Source organism: Legionella wadsworthii DSM 21896 = ATCC 33877, from assembly GCF_000701265.1.
In the GTDB taxonomy this organism is placed as follows: Bacteria; Pseudomonadota; Gammaproteobacteria; order Legionellales; family Legionellaceae; genus Legionella; species Legionella wadsworthii.
Map to the genome: position 1 here is coordinate 61,404 of NZ_JNIA01000022.1, position 17,922 is coordinate 79,325.

The following is a 17,922-nucleotide window of genomic DNA, read 5'->3' on the forward strand; positions in this document are numbered from 1 at the left end:
TATAAACATTAGAACGTTACTTTTATTTCAAATATGAGGACAAACATATGGAAGCGAAAAGCACTCTAAAAAATAAGTATGTTTATGTCCTTATAAATGACTTTCCCAGATTATTAAGAACTGGAGAAACAATAGAGAGTATTGCCGATATTGCTTTTTCTGAGGACGAGAAAATTTTAGGAAAACGGGTCACAGTTTATCCCGATTTCAAAAGTGCTGCGGATGCCTCTAGAAAATTATTTAAAAAATCAGGAATGGAATTGCAGCGACATGGCCAACACCATAAATACTACCATGCCGGTATTGCTAAAATTAAGATAGATTATCGAAGTTCAGGTGAAGATTTAACCCAGGAAGAATTTATAAACGGACTAGAATCAATAACGCATACTAATGGAATCATCATTACCCGCGCCGAGTTAGATGCCGTATCACATGAAAAACAGGAAGAAGAACAAATATCTTATGAGAGCGATGCGGAAGAAGAACGATTTAAAACCCAGTCTATTCTAAAAGATATTTTAGAGATCCCCCCTAAACTTCGCTATTTATTATTTGTTGATTATGAATTATTCCATCATTGTAAGGAGAACTGGATTGATTATGAATTTAGAGAACGCCGATGTGTTAAGAATTTGTTCGATACGACGACGACTATTTTAGACCTATATACTGATCCAAAGCTCAAAACCACTCTAACACTTGAGTTAATAAACAGTTTGCATCTTCAGCTCAGTAAAGGATTGGTGCAAATGGAAGCTGAGGGTCCTGCCCTTAAAGAATATCGTACTATCTATAACGGGTTTCCAATTTTCAAAGACACTGCAACGGTAGAAGGAATAATAGAATTACTCGTTCGCATTCAAAAAGACAACAGTCCAGAAGGATTCATGCTGGGGAGCCCCTCTAAATTAATATTTGAAAATAGAGAAGAGTTCCTCGATGTCATAGAAAATGCCAGAAAAAATGCACTGGCCTGTGCTGGTGAGACTTCTTCAGAGACCAGTATGAACATTAAAGATTTTAATGAGGAACAATTAGAAGATCTCGCTCGTAATATTTATCAAAATATTAAAAATGGAGAACCCGTTTACATACTCACTCCAGAACCAAAGTTGGCTTACGAATATGCATTGAATGCTGTAAACACTTATAATGAAGAAATCAAAAAAGCCATGACTGTTCAAGAAAAAATAAAAGCTATTGATAAACTAACCCATGAATTGGAAATTTTACATTTATATTATGATGTGAATCTTCGAACAAATTATTTACTGACTAATTTGTTATTAATAGCGAACGGGATCAAATGGACCATTTTATATAATCCAAATCGAATTGATCTTTATAGTGAAGAACAAAGAATAAGAGAAATTAAAAAAGGAATTTTTCGATTTGAATACCTCATGAAAAACCAGGAAGAATTGCTCAAAGAATATCATCAATTAAACCAAGGATTAGCAAAAGAATTTAGATATGGTAACTTTTGTTTTTATCAGCCTTTTCAGAGAGATGAAAAATTAAGATTAGCCAAAAAAGCTGCTCTTCGAAGCTCTGATCCGGAAGGGGACATCGAAAGAGAAATGAAACAATATGATGAAGAGTTAAAAAAAGAGCAAAGACAAGTAGACAGTATCGTTGATGAATGGTCAGAAACATATGAAGAAGCAGAAGAATCATTAAATAATTTTTTAAGTCAGAAATCTTATTCTCAGTAATCAGTTTTTTTTAGCAAATACCTATCTTTCCCAGCCTAATTATCTTGGTTTAGTATGACTAATGCTAGCATTCATAATATGCATGCAAAACATAGGGTTGAGTTGGAAATCCAAAAGCAATCCTATTCTTTTATGTTTCCGTTTTCCATCTATCGTCCTACTAATATTTCCTTAAGATCAATTGTGTATAATTTTTATACACAAAGAAACTTAGACTTCAGATCTTACCGGAGACAGCAATTGACGAAAGAGCACCTGATTTTACTTTCGAAAATATTGAACAAATATCGTCGGGAGATTCCTTTTGCTCAGGACATGCTGGGTGAAATAGAAAAATTACTCACAAACGAACAAATTAATTATGATTTAATTTTAGCCCTTGCCATGCAACATCCTGTCACTGACCTGATCCGATATTTTGGATTCATGGAACGGCAAGATGTTAACAGTCTTATCTCTTGTGTTCGCAATGTATTCCAGGAAGCAGTCGCTGAAAAGATGAAGGGACTGGAAAGCATGAATTCCTACGATTTAGCAGTTCTGTCTGCGAAACTTTCGAATAATAAACTAAAGGCTCAAATGCTGGAACGTGATGGGGAAGATTTTGAAGGGGAAGATCTTGATAAGGAGCGAAATAAAACACTTACCGAGATTTATGAATCCTATTATTGCTTGTTGGCCACAGGGAACTCGGAACAAAGTCCTCTATTCTCGAGAATTATAGGCATGAGAGTACCCATTATTAAAACAATGGATAAAATGTTAGTCCAATTCGCCAAATACAATACCTATTATGAAGACTCTTCGATAAACGTCAGCATAGTCCATTCTAATAAACGTTTTGACTATATTTCGGTGGGAACTGATCAATGCGTGCAATATGATCCTGCCAATTCATCGTATTATCAATTACAACCCCCTAATTCCGCTCAAGAAATGGATTCTCCCTGGAAAGCGACTAAAAAGGAAGTTGAGGGGTTTGAACCCAAACTAATGTCCGTACGTATTACGAACTGCCATAATGTATTGATTCGGGATATCGCAACCAATAGGTTTTGGTTATTACATGTATCTCCTGGATCGATACATGGAAAAAATCCAATTTCAGATTTTCCTGTAAAAAATGCCTACATTGACTTACAACCTCAATACTCTGATAAAAATATGGGTATTGATAAAAACACTCAATTGGAGGTTATCGTTGTCGATAAGAAAGGATATTTCAATGAGGAGTTGTTACGCAAACGTGTACCCGGAAATATCGTTTCTCTTAAAGTAATCACCCCATCCATCGAGATGCCTGAGGTATTATCGCCAAACGAAGAACATCAATATATGTATCACGTTTGCTTTAATCCTAAACAAAACCTGCTTGTTGTAAAACAAAATGATACTTATTTAGAATATGCCGATGTATTTACTTTATCTCTTGATCATTCGATTGAAAATACTTCTCAAGAAGAAATGCGTTATTCATCCTTAGCCCAAAGATTTGGGATTAATGCTGAGCGCACGCGTGCCCATTTAAGCGAAACTCGTATAGAAGCAGACACCGTAGAAAATGATGAGAAGAAGATTGGGGATATAGAGATTAAATCTTAGCTGAATCCGTTCATCCTTCTCTATCTTTAATAATTTTTGATTGCCCGTTTTCCTGAAACTGGGCAATCCTTTGCTGCATCCTATTGGGGATTATGTCCTGGTGAAGCGAAACCATTATGGTTAAAATGGATTGAACATGCATAACGATAAGCGGATTTTTTAGGAACTTCTTTACCATTTTTGCTCATATCGGCATTAGTATACCGGCAAAGAATGCTTTTTCCCTTGCGATACAAATGTCCCGCAGCCCCTTCTTCTTGAACTTTAGGACCGGTGAGTTCATTGTAAAGCTTTTTTGCTTCCTTACCATGGATATTAAATTGCATGGCGTGGACTGTTGATAAACTAAAAAAACAAATGGGTATAAGTACTATGGCAACTTTAGCGGAACATTTCATCCTGACTCTCCTTTAATTTTCTTCATTTGATATAACATTTTTTGCCTGCATTTTAGAGTAATAGGATGTTTAAAAAAAGGCTAGTTTTTCTATACTTTGGTACCATAATTTAAATCAAATGAATAGGTTTGCTTGTGGTTGGATTTAAAGCAACTACTGCTGCCTTTTGGTGAAAAAAAATGATACTATGCCATCAACTATATCACAACATGAATGAAAAGTGAGGTCCTTGCATGAAAATGGCTGCTGAAATGATAGTTGAATATTTAGAGCATGTATCTGAGGCTCTGATAAATACCGCCATAGGGGGTAAAGATGTGGGCGAACTTTTTAGCAACTTAAATGGGCGATTATTTTTCACACCCTCTATGGGGAATATACAAATAAAGGAACCGACACAGTTACTCGAGGTATTATGCGAGGACAAAGTCATCGAAACATTTGGCGAACTTTTCAATCAATGGAAGCCTCGCGTGAATGAAATGAACCTCACTCAAACTAAAGAAACTTTCTATAGATTTTTCTTCGAGCCGATCGAACAAAATGAAGTATGGCAAATCTTCTGGACAAAGCAAGTACAGTTAATAGCAGAACGGGTTAAGGCAGGAACTGAAGGCGCAACAGAAGAAGAGATAAAAAAAGAAATTCAAAAAATACATGATCAAATCGCCAGTGCCGTTATTTACAGAATACAACAAAGTTGGTTAAGCAAACAAAACAAATTAATTACTGAGGATTTAGCCAGTGCTTCAAGTGAATTGGAACAAGATGAAATATTAGAAAGAAGGAATCTTCTCACTGCGAAAGTAGCGGTATTTACTACCATAATTAACAACTCATGGAACAGTCTCGATCAATTTTTAGGTTCAGAAACTAACCCAGAAAAAGGAACCATTTATTTTGATTTTAATGATGAAATGAAAACTCTGGAAAAAAATCTGGGTACTCGCTGCATTCAAATAGCACAAATGAAAAAAGGATTTAAACAAGACGAAGAAATAAGGAATTTTGCTGCGAATATTCATGGGGCAAGACAATCAAAAGGATACCGAAATCTTGGTGAAGGGGTCAATGAATCCAAACTGCAAACTGCGCTGCGGATATTTGTGACGCAATTAATGGATGATCCTTCCAGTAAAGGAAAATTGGTCTTGGAAATTGCAGCCCGGGGAATATTAGAAGACATTACAATGTGCCTTACAAAACGCAAAGATGCGGTTAATTCGCAAGAATACTCGAAAACAATAAGGTTATTAAGTGCTATAGGAAATAAACAAATCAGAAAACAATGTAAAGAACTGTCTATTTTATGTGGTACAAAAAGGGATAGTGTTCGATTTTTTGATAAATCGGATGATAACGAGGTACTTTCTTACTCATTGAGCAGAGAACGAACTGAGACCATTAGCGAACCCACTGTGTATAGCCCACCTCAATCCCCCCGCCCAACACATCGGCACACCCTGCAACAAAGTCCTGCCAAGGAAAAAAGCCTCAGTTTATTAGAAAAATTCTTTGGCAAAAAAGAGGATAAAAATAAATCTAGTTTTAAAAATCTTTCATTTTCAGAAGGGGTGGTCATTAAAGAAATCAAAAAAATGAGCCGATCTTCTACATCTTTTTTTAAGACCCATGATGATAAGAAGAATCAACCCTCCTCTAAATCCACCTTAAGTCCCGGTTTAGATTAACACACCGGCATTATCTCGACAAATTCAGCAACATTCTTGAAATGAGTTCAAGAATGTTGCCTGTCCTCTTAAACTGTGTCACTTGAACACCTCTTTCACCTTATCGTATTTTCAATTCATGTATTATCAAAACCACAGTATCTAAATCCATCGACACTGCTGTCATAAACTGTCATGCTAAAACATTACACTATCTCCTTTATATAACTAATAGGAGTGCACTTTATGTTATCCACATCACCTACAATCCAGCACGTAGAACGTTTTATAGTAACGGGACTTCAGACTCGAACTAAAAATTGCGATGAGTTCCACGACAAAACAGCGAAACTACCAAAACTATGGCAACAATTTTATTCCAGTGACATTGCGTCCCAAACCAATACATTTGCGGTTTATTCAGACTATGAATCGGATGTGAATGGACTTTATACTGTGACTGTGGGTATTCAATCAGATGTATTCAATGCAAAATTACAATCTGTCACTGTTGAATCAGGTCAATATCTTGTGTTTAGAGGCAACGGTTCGATGCCCGCTACCGTCATTGAAACTTGGAAACAAATCTGGACTTACTTTGAAGAAACACGTGGGCATCAGCGAATTTATCGGACCGATTTTGAAATTTATGAAAGCCCTGAAGAAATAGCCATTTATATTGGGATAAAATAACAAAGAGTCTGAGCTCAACTCACCAACTCTCTGTTTTAAAAACCAATTCAAATTTAAAATCCATTGATGCAATTGCTTTAATTGCACTAGAATGAATTAATTAAGCTTATAAGGATGATTCGGTGTCTGCTAAATTTGGATTAGATCACCAGCGGAAGGTGATCCAAAAAAATGGACTTTTAGATCGCCAGCTCATGAATTCGGAGTTTTCGATGGACCAAAATATCTCCCACCTGCCAAGAGAACTCAGCCGCATGATTTCCTGGTCACTTTCGCGTCTGGGTCAAGCCATTGCAGAAGTCTATGGAAAAGAAACCTATGAGCGGATTGAGCACATTAGACTTTCAATGCACAACACCATTGGTTGTGATACATCGGCATTAAGAAAAGCGCTGACTCAGCTTCAAATAGAACTTTCAAAGCTCGATAGAAAGCAGCTTTATCAAATTGCCCATGGATTTTCTTTAATGATGGAACTCATCAATGCCTGTGAAAATGCCTACCGCATTTTTCGCATTAATCAAAGGGAAAAAAAAGTCTATGCCGATAAGCCCCAAGGCATCCATTATGTCTTGACAGCACATCCAACTGAAGCTCGTACCCACGAATTTTTAATACTTTTTAAAGCCATTGGTGAATATCTCGTTGAGGTTCTTAAAGCGCCCTATTTAATGAATGAATCCCAGCTTGATCAAATGCTTAAAATTTCGCTGCAAATCAATATTTCCTATCAAAAAAAACCCAGTGTCGAAGACGAAGCGCGCTACATCTACCAATATGCGCTCAATCCGCTCAATATCAAACTCTATCATCTTTTTTTAAACAAAGGCATTCCTATTCAATTGCGTACCTGGGTTGGAGGGGATAAAGATGGGCATTCCGGTGTGAATGAAAAAATAATGGTTAAGAGTCTTGAGCTTTCGCGATCTTTTTTTATTGTTTACATTCAAGATCGACTAAAAGAAATATTAGAAACGATTAAACTCTCCACTGCATTAACTAGAAACAACCTATTGTTAAATCAAATCAACCTTCTTTTGAAACGAGCCCACAACCTTAGAAAAATTAAACCTAAAGATTATGAATCAGTATCTGCTTTCCAAAAAGAATTAGCATCAATTCAAATGGATGTTTTAAATTTTTTAAATTTTGAATTGGAACAATTCTCGTTTATCTCAAGTATTTTTCAGCTCTACCCTGCCTTGGTGATCCCCATTGAACTTCGCGAAGATTCAAGTGTCGTCAAAGAGAGCTTAATAAATTTTAATAAAACCACGATCATTAAAATGTTGGAGAAAGTTTCCGTCATTACCAGTGGGACAGATCCCAGGAATTATATTCGCGGTTTTATTCTCAGCATGGTTGAATCTGCTGAAGATATTCGAAATGGCATTAAACTGGTCAAAAAAATTTTTAAAGAGTACGCTCTGCCTGTTGTGCCTCTGTTTGAAAATCAAGTGGCGCTCACCAGTGCTGATGCCATTTTAAATGAATCCATCACTGAAGACATTCAACAAAAGCATCTGAAACAGTGGAATGGAACCTATGAGGTGATGCTGGGATATTCTGATTCATCTAAAGAAAATGGCGTCTTTCCTTCCCGCCTAATGATTGCAAAAAGTTTAAGAAGTATCCAGTCTACCCTGGAACAAAAGAAGCTGAAACCCCTCTTTTTCCATGGCTCAGGGGGTAGTATTGAACGAGGAGGCGGGGATATTAAAGAACAAACTGCAGCATGGTCCAAGGAAATGATGACTAATTATAAGGCCACCATACAAGGGGAAATGGTGGCAAGACTTTTTGGTTCACGATCCATTCTCAAAAGCCAAATAGATAAATTTCTTGATATATATTCACACAAAACAACGCATTCTGAAGAAGATTACCCAGAAGAATTACTGTCGTTCTCTACCAAAGTCAGCGAGAAATATAAGGCCCTGATACAAAGCGAATGGTTTTGGCCCACGATAGAACAGGCCTCACCCTATCATTTTTTAACTGATTTGAAGATTGGATCGCGTCCGACAAAACGAAAATCAGCTGTTGAGCAAAGAAAACTTCGGGCAATACCCTGGATATTATGCTGGACCCAAACCCGGCTTCTCTTCCCTACCTGGTGGGGTATTGGTTCTTCCTGGATTGAGCTTGATGAGCATGGAAAGAAAAGACTTAAAGAGCTCTATCAGGAAAATGCTCTTTTCGCAGCTTTTGTAAAACAACTAGGAGTTACTTTATCTAAAATATATCTTCCTATTTGGGAACAATATCTGTACCAACTCACTGGTTCAAATGAATATCTTAAACCTTTTCAATCAGAACTAGACGCGACCACTTTATTCTTTTATGAAGTAACGGGGGAACAGGATTTTTGTTTCCATCAACCCTGGCTTGGAGAAAGTATTCAATTAAGATCTACCCTGGTTCACCCTTTAAACCTCATCCAAATTGAAGCCATGAAAAGAAAAGACTTAAACCTTCTAAGAAAAACAGTAACAGGTATTTCTTGTGGTATGTTGACAACAGGTTGAAAAATGGTTTCACTTATAAATAAGCTTTTAGGGTAGGCCAATAAAAAACAATAAAAAGTCATAAAAATACAAGATCTTGGCACTTTAACATTCAATAGGTTTAGTCTACACTACTTTGATTTTAGTGCCTTTATTTACTATGTGCTTTATTTGTAGGGTCAATATATAAATGGTACGATTCATTATTTACTATCATGAACGTTCGAAAAGGATATTCAATGAAGCTTCCTAAAGGTTTTATAGTTATTACACTACCCTTAATTATTTCGCCTTCAACTATCCTTGCCTCAAGCCTAGAAGATTCAAGTGCTCATATCAGTTATAAACCTTCGAAAAAGAATACCAAACTTGCAGAAGCTGTCGATCAAAATTTTCCCAAAAATAACCTTAAAAACGTTCCAGATATTCCAAAGAATGTAGAACCAGTGGGAGATGTTGATCCAGCAAAAAATAAAAAATCTGTAGACAGCAGTAAAGACGATGATGATAAAAGTAGCAAAAGTGAGGATCTCAAGCATTTACTCGCAGCCGAACGATTACTTCCTAATGATTATTCCATTAAATTAAAAGTGGGTAATATTTATCAGGATTTAGGAGAAAACAGCAAAGCTTTTTCACAATACAATAAAGCATCCTCATCTCGTAGCCGTAAAATTCAAGAAAAAGCCAAAAAAGCGATGTCCCAAATAAGTAATTTGGACATTTTTTATGATTTTCAGAAAACAGATCCTAAATTAGCACGTTTAGACCTACAGTTATTTATTAACAAAAATCCAAAAAATTTAACTGCCCAAAAAGAAATGGGTTATTTTTTAATAGACCAGGAAAAAGAAAGGGAGGCTTTGCCATATTTTTTAACAGCTGAAAAGTTAGCTCCTAAAGACTACGCGATAAAAGCGCAATTAGGTTATATCTATCAGGATACCGATCAACCGGGTAAAGCCTATCTTAAATTTAGGGAAGTTCTATTTTCGCCGGATCGAAAGACACGCGACGAAGCAAAAAAGGCCATGGATAATCTTATCGACATGGATACCTATTATAGCTTGAAAGAGACGCACCCTGCCTTAGCAAAAAAGGTATTGAGCAAATTTTTACAAAAAGAACCCAAAAATTTGGAAGCGCAAGAAGAAATGGGTTATGTATTAATCGACGAGAAAAAGAATGAAGAAGCTTTAAATCATTTCTTAATTGCGGAGCAATTAGCACCAAAAAATTATGAGATAAAATCCCAACTGGGAAATATCTATCAGGATTTAGGACAAAATAAGAAAGCATTCTATAAATTTAAAGAAGCATCCGCTTCACCGGATCATAAACTGAGCGTTCAATCTAAAAGGGATATGGTCAGTCTGGCAGGTTCGCAAACTAAAATCCTACCGGACCCCTATTTTGCGGATATCTATTTCTCCCCTTATTATTTACCTAGATTTAATGACTATATTACCTACACTCAATTTCGGATTGGCAAAAATATTCTGCCAGATGAACGGCTCCAAATATATGGTACCATTTATCATGCGCAGGACAGCCAATCTGGTGCCGGGGCACTTCCATCAATTTATGCAGACAATTATGTTGCAGGAGACGTAGGTTTCCGGTTTTATCCTTTTAAGAAAATTCCATTATATGCTTATCTTGAAGTGGGTGAAGCCTATAATATCATTCCTGATCCCTATTTTCGTGAGACGAGTACCCAATATGATTTAAGGGGTGGTCTTGATTACTATCAAGAGTGGGGCGCTGATCCAGACTATTTTGATAAGTTAACCTTTTCTATCAAACATGAAGGAAATTTCTATGGGGATTTCTCTTACTATTCCCGATTTCATGATGCCATTGGCCAAGTCACTTTAAGGGAAGGATTTAGGTTTCTCCAATATAAATATTCAAGCATAGGTGCCTATTGGAAAATCAACGGATATTTTGATACAGAACAATATTTTTTCAATAATGCTATAGAAACTGGACCCGGACTTGATATTGTTCCCTATAATTTAATAGGAGTGCACCTTCGTCTGGAATTGACCAGAGGTTATTATTTCCCTGTGAATTCGCCACAACCGAATCCATATGGATCTATTTATAATTCGAGTTATGCAATGGTAGAAGGATACATTAATTTTTAAAATTTCATAAACTTTGAGGATTGTAATTTGATAGACTCCATATTGATTGAACACCTAAATATCATAATGTGGTATGCGCTTATCATTTTATCGATATTATTTACACTCTCAGGTCTTGATGATTTATTGCTGGACTTTGCTTACTGGATTCGATTTGCATACCGGAAACATAAAACGCGACGATATAAAAAACTAGACTATCAAGATTTGGCAGCGATTCCCGAAAAAAAGGCTGCGTTACTCATCCCATGCTGGATGGAGTCTCTAATCATAGGTGATATGCTCAATTACAACCTTGAAGACATTGATTACGGTAACTATGACGTATTTGTAGGCGCCTATCCCAATGATGTTGCAACCATCCAAGAAGTTGAAAAAATCCAAAAAAAATACAACAACTTGTTTTTAGTGGTATCTCCGCATCCTGGACCGACTTCCAAAGCCGATAATTTAAACTCTGTTTATCACTTTATGTTAGAACGGGAAAAGAAATTCCATATCAAATATGAGATTTTTGTATTACATGATGTTGAAGATGTAATCCATCCTCTTTCCTTAAAACTTTATAATTATTTAATTCCAAAAAAAGATATGGTGCAAGTACCCATATTCCCATTACCTCTCAGTTCCAAATATATGACCCACTGGACCTATGCTGATGAGTTTGCCGAAATTCATACCAAAGAGCTGATTATCCGGGAAGCTTTCTTCGGGTTTGTCCCATCCGCAGGCGTGGGTACAGCGCTTGGTGCAAGGGCAGTTAAACTCCTGGCCGATAAGTATGAGGGACGGCCATTTAATGATAAATCCCTGGTGGAAGATTATGATATGGCTTATCGGCTGAGCCTGCTTGGTGCGAATGAAATTTTCCTGGTCCAACATGTAGACCGGGTGAAAAAGGTAAATTCCTGGCTTGGTTTTGGAAAACCTAGACCAAAAATAGTACGTGAATATGTTGCAACCTATGGCCTATTTCCTAAACAATATTCTGCAGCAATAAAACAAAAGGGAAGATGGTCTTATGGGATTGCTCTCCAGCAGTGGAAAGAGAGCGGCTGGCAGGGTTCCATGTGGATGAAAGTGTTACTCATGCATGATAGAAAAGCTCTTATTAGTAATTTTATCAATGGTTTTGGATATATTGTACTGCTCTATTGGATTTTTATTTATTTCTATAATTTGTATGTCGATCCAGATGTGACCACTTTAGGTTATTTTTTAAATGCTCAACCCTGGGTTTGGACTTTAATCATCATTTGTACTTTATTTATGATAGAACGGCTAATGCAGCGCGCTATTGCCTCCTATCGCGTTTATGGCTTGATTCCAGCAATATTGAGCATCCCCAGAACGATATACTCCAATGTGATTAATTTGAATTCCATCATTCGCGCATACCGCGTATTTTTTAAAAGCCGGAAACCAGAACGTACAAACAAAAAAAATGTGAAATGGGAAAAAACAACCAATAGATTCCCCGAATCCAATCAATTGATAAATTACAGGAGGAAACTCGGGGACATATTGCTTCAAGAAAGAATGATTGATCCTAAAGATTTGGAGAAAGCGCTTATAGAGCAAGACCTAACCGGAGAGTCATTAGGGGTCATCCTAGAAAGAAATAAACATGTGTCAGCGAGACAAGTGATTGAAGCCCTGGCTCGACAATATCATTTATCGATAGTCACAGCGCCAGCAGAACGTATTTTAAGTAAAGACAAATTAGACTTCTTATCTTCTGAAGATTACAACTGGATGTTAAGTAATAAATTATTCCCTATAGATTACGATGGAAAAGTTTTAACAGTAGCAATTAGCAATCCAGGGAATTATAAGATCAGAAATGAACTAATTTATAATAAGGCCCCGAACCAAAAAGTCGTATTTGTTTTGAATGATCAATTATGATTGATTTATAAATATTTTAGATAAAAGGGATTTCAAGCGATGAAGCTTATAGCACAATTGACTCACCTGCCTTTAGGCATTCTTGTATCTGTTGCATCGTGGGCAGCTGACACCAAGTGTATCAATATCTATTATGATCAAGTCCCAAATTCGAAACCAGTCTATATTGAGAGTCGTCTGGATGCCATTAATCTTCAAAATTTACTCGGTCATTTTCCACAATATCAGCAATATGTATCCCCTATTCATCTTTACAAAAAAAATGAAATCAACCGCTGCCAAGCTACATTCTATGTGGGCTCTTATTACTCAGCGGATAAATTCATTCCAAAATCCTTTTATGAAGATTTTGCTGCTACAGATAAATCGGTAGTCTGGATGAATTATAATGTCTGGGGATTAGGGGATGATAATCTAGAGAAACTTTGGAATGTCACATTTGATAAATCATACGATATTGATGAACGTAGTTTTGATGCGAATAAACTGCCAGGTTATTACAAGTTTTTTACTTATAAAGGTGAAACCTTTGAAAAATTCGGGGCCTATGATAAAGATCACAAACAATTCTTAGCGGCCAGTGAGATCATCGGATTACAGCCAATTGATGAACAGACAAATCAATATGTTGTTTCATGGGCTATTCATTCGGTCAATAAGTCAAAACTTCCATATATATTGCATCATAAAAATTGGTGGTACGTTGCGGATATTCCCTTTGGATACATTACCGAAAGCGACCGCTATCAAATATTCGCGGACATACTTTTTGATGTATTAAACGAACAGCCCGAAGACAATGGTAAACACTATGCACTTGTCAGAGTTGAAGACGTTAGTGCTGCTACGAATCTTTCATTTATTAAAACGCTTGCAAATATGTTTGCTCGATTAAAAACTCCCTACGCCATTTCTTTAATACCTATCTATTCCGATCCTTTACGCGTATATAACCAAGGGCATTATGTGGCGATGAATAGAAGACCCTGGTTCATTGATGCTTTAAAATACAGTGTGTCGAGAGGAGCAAATATTTTAATGCATGGAGTGACTCATCAATTTGGTTCAATCAAAAATCCATACAGTGGGGTCACTGCTGAAGATTATGAATTTTGGGACAAAGTGAATAATGGTCCGATCCCAGGGGACTCTGTCAATTTTATTTTACCCAGATTAGAAAAGGGCGCCGCTTTAATTCAAGATGCAGGATTAACTATTTCAGCATGGTTAACCCCCCATTACGAGGCTTCCGCACTGGATATCGCGTTATTTGGAGATTTATTTGTTTGGAGTGTAGGAAGAGGATCTTATTGGGTTTCCAAGATATGTCATTTAAACCCATTACCCATTGATTTAACTCTCGATCAAGGGAAGATAAATGCCGCAACCAATAATCAACGGCGGCAGGCTCTTGGTTCTTTTAAAATCACCACGGATAATTCTGATTATATTAATGCAGCGCATTTTCCCTATGTCATCTATGGGGATTATTATAATGTTCGTCTCATACCAGAAAATTTAAACTATGTTGCATTGTTTGCAGAGAAAGAGAAATCCTTGTATACGATAGATACCATTTTACAGAATGCAAAACGTAATAAGGTACTTCGCGATGCTTGGGCATCATTTTATATACATCCCATACTTCTATGGCCTAAAGAAAAAGGTGGGCTTGGCAATTCCGAGGGCGATACCAGTGAAATTGAACGACTCATCAAGGGCATACAAGATTTGGGCTATGAATTTGTGGATTTGAAAGATTGGCAGACATCGCATTTTAAACCCAAACGTCCAGAGCCTATAGAATTAGAACCAATATTAGGCCAATGCGACTGATGAACGCGCTTTTTCAATGGCTGAATAAAGTTCTGAGTGTAAAAACCGAGTGTGGGGAATCATATCTTGAATATAGTACCACCAAAAATATCCCCCGATATAATAGGGTTCATTAATTTTTAAGTTGTAAAAATATTGTATAAACTCCGATTTTTTTGATTCATCGCTGGTTCCTACTTCTCCAAATCCTAAATGGGCATTTGGAAATAAGGCATGCAACCGGTTAAATACTTTGGGCCAATCGGGTTCGGAATTCAGGTCATTGGGATAATAACTCACAAGAACATAATCCAACCCTTTTTTCATATCCTCTGGAATATTGGTGTTTGCCCAGGTGAACATTTTGTTGTGGGTAGGAACATCTTCATGTTCATTATAAAATAAAGTAAGTGCAGTGACTTTATTATGAGATTTCGCAATAGAATATGCCGTGGTGATTTTAGCCACCACATCATTTTTAGGACCTAACCATTCGCCATTGACCTCATTGCCCACCTCCCATATATCCACATTTTTCAGTTCGACTATATATTGATCCGCTCTTTCCTTGTATTCCTCTACTGTGTACTCTTTAACCGATGCTGAATCCAATAGTTCGCCCATAATTTTAGATTTTTGATGGATTAGATTGACCGCAGTTTTATAGTATTCAGGAGGCATATACTCATCAAATACAATCCTGACAGTCATGTCATTAAGATTTTCTAAAGAATTTAAAATACTCGGTAAATCCAAAATGGAGTCAATTGTTACGCCATAAAGATATTGGTTTGGTTTTCTAGCGTCTGCCATAGAAAAAGCTCTGCATCCAAAGAAGAAAGAAGTCAGTATTGCGACTAAAATTAAAAATTTTTTAAACATGTCATTACTTAAATTATGGCATACTGGGCAAATAATACTTAATTATGGCATATTGTGCAAATAATATAATAAATGTTCTATAACATGCTAAGGATTTTTGAAAATCGCATCAATACTAATTTTCTTTATTATTCAGGGAAATTAAGTTAATTTTTTTAGAATTGCCATCTTTTACTGTTTGTCTGAATTTAATAATTTTTTCTTGATTATATTGACAATCTGAATGGAAGCAGTCCCATCTCCGTAAGGCAATACCTCTTTGACCATTCCCTGGTAGAGATCTTTGGAATTAAGTAATTTTGCGGCTTCTTCAAAAATACTTTTTGCATTCAGCATGACCAGCTTTGCCACCCCTTCTTCAATACCTTCAGGTCGTTCTGTTGTACTTCTTAATACTAAAACCGGTTTTCCTAAAGCTGGAGCCTCTTCCTGCACGCCACCAGAATCTGTCAAAACGAAATAGGCTTTATTCAGTAAGCAAACAAACTGATTATATTCCAATGGAGGAATGAGTAAAATCTGCCGATAATTGGATAACTCCTCATATGCGACTTGTTTTACATTTGGATTTGGATGGACGGGAAATACGATTTGAATGTCGTCAAAAGCCTCCACTAATTGTCGCAATGCCTTACAGATCTCTTTAAATGGTTTTCCTATGTTTTCACGTCGATGAGCCGTCACAAGCAATAAACGTTTGGAAGGATCCAAATCTAAGTTAGGTGTAATATTTAATTGAACAATATATTTCAGTGCATCAATTACAGTATTTCCTGTGACGAAAATTGTATCGCTATCAATCCCCTCTTGGAGCAGATTTCTTTCATTGCTTAGAGTGGGTGCGAAATGTAAAGAAGAAATTTTGCTGATGAGAACCCGATTCAATTCTTCTGGAAATGGGTTTCGCATGTCTTTAGTCCGCAGGCCGGCTTCAACATGATAGAAAGGTATGTGTCGATAAAAAGCAGCTAAAGAAGCGACTAAGGTTGTTGTAGTATCTCCCTGAGCAATGATTGCATCGGGATTTTCCGCTTTAAAGACTTCATCTAAAAGCACGAGCATTTTTGATGTGAGTAATGAGAGCTCTTGATTGGGCTGCATGATATCCAGGTCTATGTCTTGTTTGATTTGAAAAGTTGCAAGCATTTGGTCCAACATTTCCCTGTGCTGGGCGGTAACAGCTACGCGAAGTTCACACCAAGATTCAGATTTTAGGCACTTGATTATAGGTGCCATTTTTATGGCTTCTGGACGGGTCCCAATGATGCATAAAATTTTTTTTAACATGAGAAATCCATTTTGAAGATTTTCCATCTGTGCCTTAATTTATATGCTTCAACTCTATTTTTGTCAAATTTACAACCACACTGGTGATTTGCAGATCTAATGATAATGGGGAAAGGACAATTAATTGACAACAACAATTTTAAAGGTACTATAGCAGGTTTTGGATGGCCAGTTCTTCAGTTTTTACAAGGAGTAATCAACATGTATTCCAATTTAGAACTTAATAACAATTCCGATGATTCCCTGTCGAGTGCTTATACTCTCTTGTTCCTACTCACAGGTCTTGCTGTTGCGACCTATACTATTGCACGCTTTGCAGAGTCTCATAATCAACTGAACTATGAGAATCGTTTTGCCCGAATCTTAGCCGGTCTTTTGTTATTGATGACGCGTATGATGCATACCAAAGGCGGCGATTTAGAAATCAAAGATGCAGACAGTAATCTGATTGCAGTAGGCCCACACCGAACGGGATGGGAAGCAGTGGTTGTTGCATCGAAAATTAAGGGCAACCCACCGCGTTTCTTTGCTACAGATGCTTTTAATGCCATACCAGGGGTTGCGGGATTTTTAAAAATGTTTAAAGCCATACCCGTTGCGGCACAAGCATCAAAAACGGACAGTCGTTCTGCAAATGCCGGCGCCTTAGAGGAAGCAAGTAAAGTTCTTAAAGAACATGGCCGTGTTGCTCTTTTTCCTCAAGGAAATTTCGCAAAAATTGGTCAAGAACCGCCAAGAATTTATTCCGGTGCTGCCAAGATTGCGTTGCAGAATGAAGTAGCGATTCATGTGGTGAGGCTCGATGGTTTCTGGAGTTTACAAAATCCGATTATCCCTGTATTTGTTCGCAACAGTGCCTATTATCGCGCATTTTTATCTTCATTTCATATGAACAATGTACGCGCCACTTTATGTTGCGTCATTGATTTTCACCTTAAGCCTGAAAATAAGCGTTTAACTGATGAAGAAAAAATTGAAGAAATATGCGCCCAGCTTTATGCCTATTATCGTCATACACAAGAACTTACTCCAGAGCAAATTGACAAGATTAAAGATGAAATAGCGAATAAAACACATCTCCTCATTTGGAATAATAAAGTCAAACAAGATGAATTAGGAAAGCAGCTCGTCAATTTAAAGAAAGAAGGGGCAAAACTGGAAGAGCCCACATTATTATCCATGAAAACTTCTATGTAATGTGTTCAAGGTAGTTGGGACAGCGACTACCTTTTTTCTCACAAATAAAATAAGCTTTATTGGCATTAAACAATTACACTGGCCAGATAAGCGGA

At 36.8% G+C, this 17,922-nt stretch carries 12 protein-coding genes; 9 read left to right on the forward strand and 3 right to left on the reverse strand.

The features are described 5' to 3' along the window. The first annotated feature begins 47 nt into the window (after positions 1-47). Positions 48-1,718, forward strand: a complete 1,671-nt coding sequence (locus tag BU07_RS0100850) for a hypothetical protein (RefSeq protein ID WP_031562700.1) — start codon at positions 48-50, stop codon at positions 1,716-1,718. A gap of 240 nt (positions 1,719-1,958) precedes the next feature. Continuing rightward, a complete protein-coding gene (locus tag BU07_RS0100855; protein WP_133134442.1) occupies positions 1,959-3,320 on the forward strand; it encodes a hypothetical protein in 1,362 nt (453 codons plus the stop codon). Positions 3,321-3,400: 80 nt separating this feature from the next. On the opposite strand, the gene BU07_RS0100860 is transcribed toward BU07_RS0100855, so the two are convergent. Beyond that, positions 3,401-3,718, reverse strand: coding sequence for a hypothetical protein (locus tag BU07_RS0100860; RefSeq protein ID WP_031562704.1), 318 nt, complete (start codon positions 3,716-3,718; stop codon positions 3,401-3,403). Positions 3,719-3,951: 233 nt separating this feature from the next. Here BU07_RS0100860 and BU07_RS0100865 point away from each other — a divergent pair, with 233 nt between their 5' ends. From BU07_RS0100865 to BU07_RS0100890, 6 genes are all read left to right on the forward strand, one after another. Beyond that, complete coding sequence (locus BU07_RS0100865; protein WP_031562707.1) at positions 3,952-5,409, forward strand: hypothetical protein; 1,458 nt, start codon at positions 3,952-3,954, stop codon at positions 5,407-5,409. 225 nt (positions 5,410-5,634) lie between these two features. Next, positions 5,635-6,081 carry a GyrI-like domain-containing protein gene (locus BU07_RS0100870; RefSeq protein ID WP_031562709.1) on the forward strand — a complete coding sequence of 149 codons (447 nt, stop codon included), beginning with the start codon at positions 5,635-5,637 and terminating at the stop codon, positions 6,079-6,081. A 212-nt stretch (positions 6,082-6,293) separates the two neighbouring features. Next, positions 6,294-8,609 carry a phosphoenolpyruvate carboxylase gene (locus BU07_RS0100875; protein WP_031562711.1) on the forward strand — a complete coding sequence of 772 codons (2,316 nt, stop codon included), beginning with the start codon at positions 6,294-6,296 and terminating at the stop codon, positions 8,607-8,609. 218 nt (positions 8,610-8,827) lie between these two features. Beyond that, positions 8,828-10,738 (forward strand): tetratricopeptide repeat protein, encoded by a 1,911-nt coding sequence (locus BU07_RS0100880; protein ID WP_031562713.1) that lies wholly within the window; start codon positions 8,828-8,830, stop codon positions 10,736-10,738. A 27-nt stretch (positions 10,739-10,765) separates the two neighbouring features. Next, a complete protein-coding gene (locus BU07_RS0100885) occupies positions 10,766-12,646 on the forward strand; it encodes a glycosyl transferase family protein (protein WP_133134443.1) in 1,881 nt (626 codons plus the stop codon). A 39-nt stretch (positions 12,647-12,685) separates the two neighbouring features. Beyond that, positions 12,686-14,482 carry a DUF2334 domain-containing protein gene (locus tag BU07_RS0100890; protein WP_031562717.1) on the forward strand — a complete coding sequence of 599 codons (1,797 nt, stop codon included), beginning with the start codon at positions 12,686-12,688 and terminating at the stop codon, positions 14,480-14,482. Here the strand turns inward: BU07_RS0100890 and BU07_RS0100895 are convergent. After that, positions 14,465-15,343, reverse strand: coding sequence for a hypothetical protein (locus tag BU07_RS0100895; RefSeq protein WP_133134444.1), 879 nt, complete (start codon positions 15,341-15,343; stop codon positions 14,465-14,467). The two genes, BU07_RS0100890 and BU07_RS0100895, sit on opposite strands and share 18 nt — an antisense overlap. 171 nt (positions 15,344-15,514) lie before the next feature. Continuing rightward, on the reverse strand, positions 15,515-16,630 hold the full coding sequence (gene wecB / locus BU07_RS0100900) for a non-hydrolyzing UDP-N-acetylglucosamine 2-epimerase (protein ID WP_031562722.1): 1,116 nt from the start codon (positions 16,628-16,630) through the stop codon (positions 15,515-15,517). A 99-nt stretch (positions 16,631-16,729) separates the two neighbouring features. Between wecB and BU07_RS0100905 the strand changes: the two genes are divergently transcribed. After that, positions 16,730-17,827 (forward strand): lysophospholipid acyltransferase family protein, encoded by a 1,098-nt coding sequence (locus tag BU07_RS0100905; protein ID WP_242601859.1) that lies wholly within the window; start codon positions 16,730-16,732, stop codon positions 17,825-17,827. Positions 17,828-17,922 lie beyond the last annotated feature (95 nt).

What these genes read in the sequence shown, in the direction of transcription:
- BU07_RS0100850 (WP_031562700.1), top strand. Translation starts at nt 48, where the DNA reads ATGGAAGCGAAAAGCACTCTAAAAAATAAGTATGTTTATGTCCTTATA.
- BU07_RS0100860 (WP_031562704.1), bottom strand. Translation starts at nt 3,718, where the DNA reads ATGAAATGTTCCGCTAAAGTTGCCATAGTACTTATACCCATTTGTTTT.
- BU07_RS0100865 (WP_031562707.1), top strand. Translation starts at nt 3,952, where the DNA reads ATGAAAATGGCTGCTGAAATGATAGTTGAATATTTAGAGCATGTATCT.
- BU07_RS0100870 (WP_031562709.1), top strand. Translation starts at nt 5,635, where the DNA reads ATGTTATCCACATCACCTACAATCCAGCACGTAGAACGTTTTATAGTA.
- BU07_RS0100875 (WP_031562711.1), top strand. Translation starts at nt 6,294, where the DNA reads ATGGACCAAAATATCTCCCACCTGCCAAGAGAACTCAGCCGCATGATT.
- BU07_RS0100880 (WP_031562713.1), top strand. Translation starts at nt 8,828, where the DNA reads ATGAAGCTTCCTAAAGGTTTTATAGTTATTACACTACCCTTAATTATT.
- BU07_RS0100890 (WP_031562717.1), top strand. Translation starts at nt 12,686, where the DNA reads ATGAAGCTTATAGCACAATTGACTCACCTGCCTTTAGGCATTCTTGTA.
- BU07_RS0100895 (WP_133134444.1), bottom strand. Translation starts at nt 15,343, where the DNA reads ATGTTTAAAAAATTTTTAATTTTAGTCGCAATACTGACTTCTTTCTTC.
- wecB (WP_031562722.1), bottom strand. Translation starts at nt 16,630, where the DNA reads ATGTTAAAAAAAATTTTATGCATCATTGGGACCCGTCCAGAAGCCATA.
- BU07_RS0100905 (WP_242601859.1), top strand. Translation starts at nt 16,730, where the DNA reads ATGATAATGGGGAAAGGACAATTAATTGACAACAACAATTTTAAAGGT.